The organism is Thermobrachium celere DSM 8682, from assembly GCF_000430995.1.
In the GTDB taxonomy this organism is placed as follows: domain Bacteria; phylum Bacillota; class Clostridia; order Clostridiales; family Caloramatoraceae; genus Thermobrachium; species Thermobrachium celere.
The window spans coordinates 570,338-581,580 of record NZ_HF952018.1 but is presented as its reverse complement, the minus strand read 5'-3'; the positions used below and the strand labels follow the sequence as shown (position 1 = coordinate 581,580).

The window sequence follows — 11,243 nt, the reverse complement described above, 5'->3', positions numbered from 1 at the left end:
ACAGACAAATTAACTCTTTTAGCTAAACTTGACATACTATAAGTATTAGTAAGCTCTGTTATAACGTACATAGATAAAAGATTAGTGATTCTATAATAACGTGGCAAGAATTCAATATGCTCATAAAATCTTTTACCTACAAATATTACAACGATATCTACGCTTTTTAATTAACGAGAACAGTAGGTTTTAAGAATAGAGGAATGTGTTTAACACGTTGTATTCTATAATCATGAACTCTACGAGTTTGAGAGTTACAACAAGGGCAAGTATGAGGTTTCTTCTTCATTTCTAAATAAATCTCAAAGCAATTATCTGTATTAAGTATTTTTGTTACAATAACATCTTTAAAACCGAGTAGGTTTTTGATAAAATTATTATTGTGCACTTGTTGGATGCCTCCTTTCAAATTGTGTGTGTGTAATTTATTATATCAGGCATCTAAACAGGTGCATATTTTTTTTGTAAAAAAATATGCTGGGGCTACGCCCCAACATTTATTATAGAACCTTTATTTTAGCTTTTTAAACTTTTTTGAAATATGTTTACATTTTTAGGAAAATGTCACATTTCACTTGGGTGGCACTCCTATTAAGTAGGCTATTTTAATTTACTTAATTTTTCTTCAACATTTTTTCTATCCATATTATCTAGATATTTAATATACTCTCCTTCGGTCATATCTGCAACACTACTATATACTGTCAGTACCTTTTTAAAGTAGTCTATCCCATATTCAAGCCTATTTAGGCAGTCCATAAGTTCAGTTCCTGATAAAATTCTAAATCTTAATGCTTTTCTTTTTTTGTTTAGAGCCTGTTTTACATCATCTAGCTGGTTTCTTGTTGAATTTATAAGTTTTATCTTTTTAAAGTTTTTCAAAAGTGCCTCTCTATAGTAAGGCATTATTTCGTTTAGTACTTCTCTACTAAATATTAAATCTGGCTTTGAAAGGCTGTTTACTTTATTTATTAACTCCTCTAATGCTCTGTTATTTTCTCTCTTTAATGCAGTTAGTTTAGAAAATGCCTCTTCTATTTTATCAACATCTTTTAAGCCTTCTGCCTTTAGCGCATCTAGGGCAATAAGCATCTTTTCAAAGTCCTTCTCTTCTTTTTTTAGCTGTTTTTCATCTATCACTGCCTTAGGAATTCCACCCTTAAATACATCGTCAAAAAGTACTTCAAATTGGTATGCAAGGTATGCAAGCTCCTTTATATCCTTTTTATCTAGTACCTTTTCCCCCTCTTCTGTAACATAAAGATATCCTGTAACTGTTTGACGCACACTTCCTAAGAAAACTTTGTTGTATTGAATTTCTCTATACAATCGTCCATTATACTCTATGGGTAAGGATACCCTTGCAACTTCATTTTTGTTTCTATATTTATCTGATATCTCTTTAAATCTTCCTTCAGCTCTTTGGTAAACTAGCATGCTACTCCTCCTTAAACTATAAACAAGTGGCAATGAATTTATAAACATCTTTATTTTATCATAATTTTTTTAAATTTCCAATTTAGTATTTGGGCTAATCCTATTCCAAGAAATGCTCCAGTTGTATCAATTAGTACATCAGTAAACTTTGGTCCTCTCCCCGGAACAAAATACTGGTGTATTTCATCTAAAACTGCATAGATAAAACATAAAAGTAGAGAAAAAATTAACTTATTTTTTAGTTTAGTGTGGTCTAAATAAAGATAGGCTATCAAACCTAAAAGGAAAAACAATATGAAATGGGCATTTTTTCTTACGATATGGTCTGAACGATTCTCTCCAAGTTTTTTATCTAAGTTTATACCCGATACAGATTTTACTGTTTCTATAACCTTTCTATTTCTTGTATGTGATATGTATGCAGGTTCTGAGGACATGTAAAATATAAATGTCATTTGAGCAATAAGTAGCAGAAATAATATGTTTCGCTTCATATGGGCCTCCTAACATGATGTAATTTTTGTTATATTATACCATATATATTGTAAATTATACTATTCAATAAAATACATCTATTACTTTTTTATTTAAAACTATTGATAATGATTATTTTATACCCCACATTGAAGCTGATTTACATTGTGTTGTAGTAGTTGTGTAATCTTACTCATAAAGCAAGGTATTATGCTGTGATCTAAAAAATTGCTAAACATTTTATAAAAAATAAATTACATTGATTACAAAAATAAAAAAGGTACCTTAAATATAGGCACCTTTTTATTGTCCTACTATGTAGTATGGCAGAGGATTTACAGGCGTACCGTTAATTCTTACTTCAAAATGAAGGTGTGGTCCTGATGAAAGACCTGTGTTTCCTGATTTTGCAATAAGCTGTCCCTTTTTAACTTCCTGCCCTTCTGAAACAAGCCTCTTTGAAAGGTGGGCATAGGTTGAAGTTATACCATTTCCATGGTCGATTATAACTACATTTCCGTAACCAGACATATAAGATGATATTAAAACAACTCCATCTGCCATAGAATATATTGGTGTACCAGATGGAACTGCTATGTCAATTCCATTGTGCATTCTTGCATATCCCAACACAGGATGCATTCTCATTCCAAAATATGAGGATATTCTTGGAACATAACCTAAATCGCTCACCTTTATTATTCCTGTTTTAGAAACTGCTCCATTGCTTGTACTACTTTTATTTGTATTTTTTTGTTTAGCCTGAAGCTCCTTTATTTGCTTTTCAAGAAGCTTTGATTCTTCCTCTTCCTGCTTTAGAGCTCTTTCTAGATAGGCCTTGTCTTTTTCAAGTTTGCTATAGAGCTTTCTTTGTTCATTGCATGCCTCATCAAGTTCTTGCTTTTTTGATGTATACTCCTGCTGCATTGTTATTAGGCTTGCTTCTTTTCTTTTAACTTCGCTTACCTTTCTTTCAATACTTGTCTTCTTTTCGTATATTGACTTAAGTATATTCCTATCGTTTTCAATTATAATTTTTACAACTTCAGCCCTTGATATAAAATCATTAAAATCCTTTGAATCAAGCAATATTTCTAAAAAACTTGTTGGGCCATTCATGTACATGGCCCTTATTCTTTCATGAAATAACCCCATCTGCTCCTCATACTCATTTTCTAACTGCTTAATTTCTTTATTTAGCTTTTTAATGCTTTTCTTAGTATCTGCAATATCTGAATTTATTTTATCTATATTTTCCTGTATTTTATCAATTTTTTCGTTTAGCTTGTTTATCTCCTCTTCAACATCCTCTTGTTTATCCTTAACATCATCAATCTTTTGTTTTATATCTTGTATATTCTTTTTTGTTTCATTTAGCTTATTTTGTTTTTCCTTTATTGTATCTGCTTTAGCAAAGGATGTTGTGTATATAAGTATTATACACAGTAAATATGATATTATTTTTTTCAAAACCATCCCCCCAAAGATAATTTATACAACAAGGAACTTTCTAATTGAAATGAAGCTTCCAAATCCTCCAATTAAAGTTCCAAGAAGGCTGAACTGCCACCAGAATTGTTTCACAACTTCCTTTGGAGGTACAAGTGTAAATACTACAATGTTTTGTTGTATTATCTTTGCTGCATAGGTATATCCATTTTCTATTATAAAGGCTGCAATAAGGCCACCTATAAGGCCTAGTAATATACCCTCTAATATAAATGGCCATTTAATAAACCAGTCTGTTGCACCAATATATTTCATAATGCTTATTTCCCTTTTTCTTGCAAATACAGTCAACTTTATTGTGTTTGATATTAAGAATATCGATATAGTTCCTAATATGGCCATTAATACTGTAGATGAATATCTAACTATTCTTACAAGCTTTATAATAGTTTGAACTGTTCTTTTGCCATCCTTAACCTTAAGTATTCCTTCCATTTGAGCTATTTTAGGGCTTACAAGTTCAACGCTTTCTGGCTTGTCAACCTTTATTATAAATGATGCTGGAAGTGGGTTTGATTCCTCAAGTCCCTTTGCAATATCTTTATTTTCTCCAAGTTGTTCCCTGAATTTTTCTAGTGCCTTCTCCTTTGATTCATAATCAACACTTACAACTCCAGGTATTTCTTTTATACTCTTTTCTAGTTTTTGCTGCTGAAGAGTCGTTACATCATCCTTAAGAAACGCTTTAATTTCAATCATGTCTTCAACATTTGTTGCAAACCTATTTACATTGATTGCAAGGGTCATAAAAAGACCAAAAATAAATATAGTTGCTGCAACTGTTGTAATTGAAGCTAAGCTCATAAGCCTGTTTCTATATATACTTTTTATTGTTTCCTTAATATAATATTTCCACGTATTAATCCTCATAGCCGTATACACCTCTTTGCTGATCTCTTACTATTACACCCTTTTCTATTGCAATAACCCTCTTTTTCATTTTATCTACAAGATCCTTTGCATGTGTTACCATAAGTACTGTTGTACCGGATTTGTTTATATCATCAATTAAAGCCATAATTTCTTGAGCTGTATCTGGGTCTAGATTTCCTGTTGGTTCGTCACATATTAAAAGCTTTGGATTGTTTACAATGGCTCTTGCTATTGCAACCCTCTGCTGTTCTCCACCTGATAATTGGTGTGGATAGTTTCTTTGTTTTGCATATAAACCAACCATTTCAAGTACCTGAGGTACCCTCTTTTTAATGTCTCTATGGCTTGCTTCAACGATCTGCATTGCAAATTCTACATTTTCATAAACAGTTTTATCAGGAAGCAGCCTAAAGTCCTGAAATACTACACCAAGAGTTCTTCTATAGTATGGAATTTCTTTTCTTTTTAGTTTTGTTATATCTACATTATTAACTATTATTTCTCCACTTGTAGGTTCTATCTCCTTCATTAGCAGTTTAAGTATTGTAGACTTACCTGCACCACTTGGTCCAACTAAAAATACAAATTCACCCTTATTTATATTAAAATTTACATTTGACAAGGCTATATGATTGTTTTTATAAACCTTCGACACATTTTTTAGTTCTATCATCAGCAACAACTCCTTATTTCGTCTTATTATGTGAAAGTCTTTGATTTTTCTACAACATATATAATAACATATAATAATCAATAATAAAAGTGCCACCCAAGTAAAATGTGACATTTTCCAGACATTTCATAGTGAATTTTTTTGTAATATGAACTTCTCATAGTAGATAAACTAAAGTCTTATTTATCTATCATAGGTAAAAGCATATAATTCTAAATATAGACTAATTTACAGAAATAATTTAAATGCAAAATATAAACCCCATGAAAGAATTTATAAAATTGATTCTTCCATGGGGTTAGTGTCACCCAGGTGAAATGTGATATTTTCCAAATAATTCATTTCTAATTCACCTAGGTCTACATTATATATTTTTGTACTTAATTTTTTTATTCTATCTCTGTAAACCCTTCTCCTAAAACTTCATGTACATTGCTTACACTTATAAACGCTCTTTTGTCTAATTCCTTAATATATTCCCTAAGCCTTATAAATTCCTTTCTGCTTATAATAGTCATTAGAACTTCCTTCTTTTCTCCTGTATATGCTCCCCTACCATCGTAAATTGTAACACCACGGCCTAATTCTTCAATTATATATTTCTTTATTTCTTCGCTTTTCTCACTAATAATTGTTACCTGCTTACAAACATTAAGCCCTTGTATAACGTTGTCAATTACTAAACCGTTTATTACAACTCCAAGCAGTGCATACATACCGATCTTAGGACCAAATGTTAGACCTGCTGCAAGCGTTATTAAAAAATCTGAAAGAAGAAGTGATTTACCTATATCTATGTGGAAGAATTTATTTATTATCTTTGCTATAATATCTGTTCCACCTGTTGATGCATTTTGATTAAATACTATACCCATACCAATCCCTGATATTAATATTCCAAATAAAAGCTGTAGAAGCAAGTCGTCAACTATTGGCTGGGATATTGGATATATTCTTTCTAAACACCATATCATTGCAGAAAGTCCAAGGCTTGAATATATTGTCTTAGCACCAAAGTTACTACCTATTACAATGAATGCGATTATAAATAAAACTATATTCATTCCAAGCATTAAAAGTCCCACAGGTATAGCTGGGAAGAATTTGTTTATAACTATTGCAAGACCACTTACACCACCAGCTGCAAGATCACTTGGAACTAGAAAGTAATAGATTCCAACTGCTACTAAGAAGATACCTAAAGTGATTAGAACATACTCTTTAACTGCCTTTTTCATCCTATCCCTCCTTTTATTTAATTTTCGTCTATATAGCTAATGGAAATTTAGTCCCAATTATGCATATTAATTTTATCAATTCGTCTAGAATAAAGCAAATTCAATGCTTCTCGTTTTATGCATTTATTGTATATTATTTTTGTTTTTCTTATTTTTTATTATGTATGCTTAATTGTTTAGCAGCTATTATAGTTTGCCTTGAATTAAAATAATAAATCATTATATTTTATATTTTATAAAATATTCTCCCCTAAACTTGTGTAGATAAGCTTTTTTAAAATAATTACATTCTGTATAGCAACGTACAATCATTCACAAAAATTTATTATTTGACTAATATATTACAAATTTCACATTTCACCTGGGTGGCACTTTAAAAGGGCTGTCTAAATTTAGACAGCCCTAGTTTATTTACTTTGAAGCTATTGCTTCCTTTACAGCCTTTATTATGTCATCCTTAGTTAAACCATACTTCTTTAAAAGTTCAGCTGGTTTTCCTGATTCTCCAAATGTATCCTTTATTCCAACTCTCTTTACAGGTGCTGGACACTTTTCTGCTAAAACTTCACAAACAGCACTTCCAAGTCCACCTATTATGTTATGTTCTTCGCAAGTTACTGCTGCCTTTGTCTTTTTAACTGAATTTACAATAGCATCTTCATCAATTGGTTTTATTGTGTGGATGTTTATAACTTCTGCTTCTATTCCTTCGTTTTGTAGCTCTTCTGCAGCCTTTAGAGCTTCACTTACCATTATTCCTGTTGCAAATATTGAAACATCCTTACCTTCTCTTAACAATACTGCCTTTCCTATTTCAAACTTATAATCTGGTCTATCATTTATTGTTGGAACTGATGATCTTCCAAGTCTTATGTATACAGGTCCATAATATTCGCTTGCTGCTTTTATTGCTGCCATAGTCTCAACATCATCAGCAGGGCAAATTACTGTCATGTTTGGTATACTTCTCATTAGAGCTATATCTTCAACTGATTGGTGTGATGCACCATCTTCTCCAACTGTAAGACCTGCATGTGTTGCAGCTATTTTAACATTTAGCTTTGGATAGCATACTGAGTTTCTAATTTGTTCAAAAGCTCTTCCTGCTGCAAACATAGCAAATGTACTTGCAAATGGAATTTTGCCACATGTTGCAAGTCCTGCAGCTGTTCCAACAAGGTCTGCTTCTGCTATACCAACGTTGAAAAATCTTTCTGGGAATACCTTTGCAAAGTCAACTGTTTTTGTTGACTTCGAAAGGTCTGCATCTAAAACTACTATATTTTTGTTTTCTTTTCCAAGTTCTACAAGTGCCTTACCATATGCCTCTCTTGTCGCTAAATTAGCCATTTATAGCACCTCCTAATTCTTGTAGTGCCTGTTCGCATTGTTCCTTATTTGGTGCAGTTCCATGCCAGCCTACTTGATTTTCCATAAAGGATACGCCCTTACCCTTTATTGTCTTTGCAACAATTACAGTTGGCATTCCCTTTGTAGCCTTAGCCTTATCTATTGCATCAAATATTTGATTATAGTCATGTCCATCTATTTCAATTACATTCCATCCAAATGCTCTAAACTTTTCTGCAATTGGTGTTACGTTCATAACTTGTGTACATGGTCCATCTATTTGTAGTCCATTGAAATCAACAAAAGCAGTTACATTATCAAGCTTGTAGTGTGCCGCTGTCATTGCAGCTTCCCAAACTTGACCTTCTTCAAGTTCTCCATCTCCTAAAAGTATGTACACTCTATAGTCCTTATTATCAAGCTTTGCTGCAAGTGCCATTCCATTTGCAACTGAAAGTCCTTGTCCTAGTGAGCCTGTTGACATGTCAACACCTGGAGTGTTCTTAATACTTGGGTGTCCTTGAAGATTAGAGTCAATCTTTCTTAGAGTCATAAGTTCTGACTTATCAAAGAATCCCTTTTCTGCAAGAACTGCATAAAGAACTGGTGCAGCATGTCCTTTTGATAGAATAAATCTATCTCTATCTTCCCACTTTGGATTCTTTGGATCCACTCTCATTTCGCTAAAATAAAGTGATGTTAAGATTTCAACAGCTGAAAGTGAACCACCTGGATGTCCTGATTGTGACTCAGTTAACATCTTTATTATGTTTTTTCTAACTTCAACTGCTATTTCTTTTAGTTTATTGATGTCTCTATTCATCTTGTTCCCTCCTTTTGATCTTTATATTTAGTATGCCATAAGGCTTATTTTTCTAACCGCACAAATATTATAACACATATTTTGACAAAATACACACTATTTTTGCATTGACATTTTTTAAACTTTTGTATGCAATGTTCTATAATTTGGAAAATGTCACATTTCACTTGGGTGGCACTATAAAACAAAAAAGTGTCAATCGGGTGATTGACACTTGTAGTCACTTCTTAATTTTCTTCTGATGCTTATGGTATGAATTGGGAAATGTCACATTTCACTTGGGTGGCACTTTAGAAGTCGATTAGTCCTAGGCTAATAAGTAGTGCCTCATCTACCTTTTTCATTAGTTCATCACTAATGTGTCCTATCTTTTCTCTAAGCCTTCTTTTGTCTATTGTTCTAACTTGTTCAAGTAGTATAACAGAATCCTTTGTTAGTCCATAGTCCTCACAGCATATTTCAACATGGGTTGGAAGCTTTGCTTTGTTTATCTGTGAAGTTATGGCCGCCACGATTACAGTAGGACTGTACCTATTTCCTACGTCATTTTGTATTATGAGTACAGGCCTTACTCCTCCTTGTTCAGAACCTATGACAGGGCTTAAATCAGCATAGAATATATCTCCTCTTTTCACCACCTGAACCATCTAATATATCACTCTCCGCAAGCTCTGCTTCATATTTAACAAGCTCCTTAAGATCGCAGTCCATCCCACATTCTGCTATTTCAAGATTTATGCTACCCATCTCCTGATAGCCCTTCTTCATAAGTTCCCTAATGTTCTTCTTTTTATGTTCCTTAATATATAATATTACAGCTTCCTTTATAAATTGACTTCTATTTTTACCATTTTTACATTCTATAAATTCATCAAACTCATCTAGCAAGCTCTCGGGGAGGCTCACTGTAATTTTTTTATTTTTCATCATCATACCCCCTAAATTTACCTATGTAGGCGAGGCTCAGCATGTAACTATTATAGCACTTTACTTACTTTATTTGCAACCTTTATTCCTCTTTATCATTGTTTCCAATTTACACAAAATTATGTCATACTAAATTTTTAATTTTTATAATCTCTCCATTTTTTATATAAACTCTCGGAACTCTTTTTGAAACCATGCATAAAACTTCATAGCTTATTGTATTTAACCTCGCAGCAATTGTGTCAGCAGTAATCTCTTTATCACCTGATTTACCCATTACAACAACCTCATCACCTATATTTACATCTTCAACGTCTGTAACATCCGCCATACATTGATCCATGCAAATTCTTCCAACAACTTCAACCTCTTTTCCTTTAATCAATACCTTTGCATTTCCAGACATCATTCTTGTAAAACCATCTGCATATCCAAAGGGAAGTGTTGCAATTATTCTTGTGTCAGGTGCAATATATCTTCTTCCGTAGCTTATTGAGGTACCCTTGTCTACCTTTTTTACCATTGCAACCTTTGCCTTAAGACTCATTGCAGGTTTAAGTTTTATTTCATCTTTATTTATCTCATCTGATGGATAGTAGCCATAAAGCATTATGCCTGGACGTACAGCATCAAAGTAGCTCTCTTTTAAGTCTATTATTCCTGCGCTGTTTGCAATGTGTCTAATTTTAAATTTAATTCCCTCTTTTTCAAGTTCATTAATCATCCAATTAAATTTCTCAAGTTGGAGGTATGAATATGTTTTATCCTTTTCATCAGCACAAGCAAAATGAGAATATATACCCTCAACTTCTAAGTTGCTAAGGGCACATATTCTAACTATTTCTCTTTTTCCATCTTCATTTATTTGAAATCCCAATCTTCCCATACCAGTATCTATTTTTATGTGAACTTTAGCCCTTTTATTCATTTTTTGTGCTGCTAAATTAAGTTTTTGTGCAAGATCAAAATTATATATTGTAAGTGTTATGTTGTTTTCTAAAACTCTTTCAAAAAATTCCTCTGATGTATAACCAAGAACTAAAATATCATCCTGAATACCTTCTCTTCTTAGCTGTAGAGCTTCTGTTACAACTGCTACTGCAAAAAAGTCAACACCTTCTTCCTTTAGTACAGATGCAACTTCAAAAGCTCCATGTCCATAAGCATCTGCCTTTATAACCCCAATTATTCTTTTATCCTTTACAATCCTTTTAACCTCATTTATATTATGTCTTATATTATCAAGATTAACTTCAGCATAATATGGCCTTAGCATCCCATCTTCCCCCTTAATTTAAGTTTAGAGTAAAAGTGTCCTCCTTGATCTCTTTATTACATTCAAAGTTTATAAATTTTGCCCTATAGCGTAAAGTACCACTGTTGTCGTAAATTTCAAAGTATAGTGGTCTAATTTCCTTCTTTGTAAAGTAAACAACTGCCTCATGTTTGTATATGTTATCACCCTCAATCTTTATCCTAAGTTTTATTGCATCTAGCCCATCTACTACACAGTGGCTAGTTTTATATTCTTTATCTTTAATAAAGCTATTTTGTATAATTCCAAGGTGAATAAAGGACTTCTCTGTCTGAAGATCACCTTCAAATTTTTGGTTAATTAATGGATGGAATATTTCTAATTTTCCGTCATTTAAAATCATAATTTTTCCCTTTAAAAATTCTGGCTCAAGTGTCTCTATTCTTACTTTGTCTGGGAATTTATAAAACTGAAGCTGTCTATACTTTGATGTGCCTTTGTTTCCATAGATTTCAATTTCAACTTCTGCCCTGTAGGTTTTTAAATTTAAAAGAAAATCCTCAACACCCTTGTCCTTTTTAAAAATTGTACATGAAATTGTGAATATTGTGAATATTAGTGTTAAAAAAATATATAACCTCTTTTTCATATAAAAAATCACCTACAAAAATACTACATTTATAA

13 protein-coding genes are annotated in these 11,243 nt (G+C 32.2%); all 13 read right to left on the bottom strand.

All coding sequences use genetic code 11. The annotated features are described in order from the left end of the window. Nucleotides 1–166 precede the first annotated feature (166 nt). Entirely contained in the window at nucleotides 167–289 is a 123-nt protein-coding gene (locus tag TCEL_RS14380; RefSeq protein WP_156874029.1) for a transposase family protein, read from the bottom strand. Between the two features lie 311 nt (nucleotides 290–600). Then, nucleotides 601–1,437, bottom strand: coding sequence for a hypothetical protein (locus TCEL_RS03320; RefSeq protein WP_018661110.1), 837 nt, complete (start codon nucleotides 1,435–1,437; stop codon nucleotides 601–603). Between the two features lie 50 nt (nucleotides 1,438–1,487). Beyond that, nucleotides 1,488–1,931, bottom strand: a complete 444-nt coding sequence (locus TCEL_RS03315; protein ID WP_018661107.1) for a VanZ family protein — start codon at nucleotides 1,929–1,931, stop codon at nucleotides 1,488–1,490. Nucleotides 1,932–2,214: 283 nt separating this feature from the next. After that, nucleotides 2,215–3,381: a murein hydrolase activator EnvC family protein gene (locus tag TCEL_RS03310; RefSeq protein ID WP_018661104.1), complete on the bottom strand. Its 1,167-nt coding sequence runs from the start codon at nucleotides 3,379–3,381 to the stop codon at nucleotides 2,215–2,217. A 21-nt stretch (nucleotides 3,382–3,402) separates the two neighbouring features. Continuing rightward, on the bottom strand, nucleotides 3,403–4,290 hold the full coding sequence (ftsX, locus tag TCEL_RS03305; protein ID WP_018661102.1) for a permease-like cell division protein FtsX: 888 nt from the start codon (nucleotides 4,288–4,290) through the stop codon (nucleotides 3,403–3,405). Beyond that, nucleotides 4,280–4,966, bottom strand: a complete 687-nt coding sequence (gene ftsE, locus TCEL_RS03300) for a cell division ATP-binding protein FtsE (RefSeq protein ID WP_018661101.1) — start codon at nucleotides 4,964–4,966, stop codon at nucleotides 4,280–4,282. The genes ftsX and ftsE overlap by 11 nt, the downstream gene beginning before the upstream one ends. A gap of 389 nt (nucleotides 4,967–5,355) precedes the next feature. Next, complete coding sequence (locus TCEL_RS03295; RefSeq protein ID WP_018661099.1) at nucleotides 5,356–6,204, bottom strand: YitT family protein; 849 nt, start codon at nucleotides 6,202–6,204, stop codon at nucleotides 5,356–5,358. Between the two features lie 411 nt (nucleotides 6,205–6,615). Next, complete coding sequence (locus TCEL_RS03290; protein ID WP_018661097.1) at nucleotides 6,616–7,554, bottom strand: transketolase family protein; 939 nt, start codon at nucleotides 7,552–7,554, stop codon at nucleotides 6,616–6,618. After that, on the bottom strand, nucleotides 7,547–8,377 hold the full coding sequence (locus TCEL_RS03285; protein WP_018661095.1) for a transketolase: 831 nt from the start codon (nucleotides 8,375–8,377) through the stop codon (nucleotides 7,547–7,549). The genes TCEL_RS03290 and TCEL_RS03285 overlap by 8 nt, the downstream gene beginning before the upstream one ends. A gap of 290 nt (nucleotides 8,378–8,667) precedes the next feature. Further along, nucleotides 8,668–9,024, bottom strand: a complete 357-nt coding sequence (locus TCEL_RS03280; protein WP_018655915.1) for a type II toxin-antitoxin system PemK/MazF family toxin — start codon at nucleotides 9,022–9,024, stop codon at nucleotides 8,668–8,670. Beyond that, a complete protein-coding gene (locus TCEL_RS03275) occupies nucleotides 8,984–9,304 on the bottom strand; it encodes a CopG family ribbon-helix-helix protein (RefSeq protein ID WP_242823433.1) in 321 nt (106 codons plus the stop codon). The genes TCEL_RS03280 and TCEL_RS03275 overlap by 41 nt, the downstream gene beginning before the upstream one ends. Nucleotides 9,305–9,428: 124 nt before the next feature. Then, nucleotides 9,429–10,580: an alanine racemase gene (gene alr / locus TCEL_RS03270; RefSeq protein WP_018661091.1), complete on the bottom strand. Its 1,152-nt coding sequence runs from the start codon at nucleotides 10,578–10,580 to the stop codon at nucleotides 9,429–9,431. Between the two features lie 13 nt (nucleotides 10,581–10,593). Then, nucleotides 10,594–11,208: a hypothetical protein gene (locus tag TCEL_RS03265; RefSeq protein ID WP_018661089.1), complete on the bottom strand. Its 615-nt coding sequence runs from the start codon at nucleotides 11,206–11,208 to the stop codon at nucleotides 10,594–10,596. Nucleotides 11,209–11,243: the final 35 nt, after the last annotated feature.

What these genes read in the sequence shown, in the direction of transcription:
- alr (WP_018661091.1), bottom strand. Translation starts at nt 10,580, where the DNA reads ATGCTAAGGCCATATTATGCTGAAGTTAATCTTGATAATATAAGACAT.
- TCEL_RS03290 (WP_018661097.1), bottom strand. Translation starts at nt 7,554, where the DNA reads ATGGCTAATTTAGCGACAAGAGAGGCATATGGTAAGGCACTTGTAGAA.
- ftsX (WP_018661102.1), bottom strand. Translation starts at nt 4,290, where the DNA reads ATGAGGATTAATACGTGGAAATATTATATTAAGGAAACAATAAAAAGT.
- TCEL_RS03265 (WP_018661089.1), bottom strand. Translation starts at nt 11,208, where the DNA reads ATGAAAAAGAGGTTATATATTTTTTTAACACTAATATTCACAATATTC.
- TCEL_RS03320 (WP_018661110.1), bottom strand. Translation starts at nt 1,437, where the DNA reads ATGCTAGTTTACCAAAGAGCTGAAGGAAGATTTAAAGAGATATCAGAT.
- TCEL_RS03280 (WP_018655915.1), bottom strand. Translation starts at nt 9,024, where the DNA reads ATGGTTCAGGTGGTGAAAAGAGGAGATATATTCTATGCTGATTTAAGC.
- TCEL_RS03275 (WP_242823433.1), bottom strand. Translation starts at nt 9,304, where the DNA reads ATGAAAAATAAAAAAATTACAGTGAGCCTCCCCGAGAGCTTGCTAGAT.
- TCEL_RS03315 (WP_018661107.1), bottom strand. Translation starts at nt 1,931, where the DNA reads ATGAAGCGAAACATATTATTTCTGCTACTTATTGCTCAAATGACATTT.
- ftsE (WP_018661101.1), bottom strand. Translation starts at nt 4,966, where the DNA reads ATGATAGAACTAAAAAATGTGTCGAAGGTTTATAAAAACAATCATATA.
- TCEL_RS03295 (WP_018661099.1), bottom strand. Translation starts at nt 6,204, where the DNA reads ATGAAAAAGGCAGTTAAAGAGTATGTTCTAATCACTTTAGGTATCTTC.
- TCEL_RS14380 (WP_156874029.1), bottom strand. Translation starts at nt 289, where the DNA reads ATGAAGAAGAAACCTCATACTTGCCCTTGTTGTAACTCTCAAACTCGT.
- TCEL_RS03285 (WP_018661095.1), bottom strand. Translation starts at nt 8,377, where the DNA reads ATGAATAGAGACATCAATAAACTAAAAGAAATAGCAGTTGAAGTTAGA.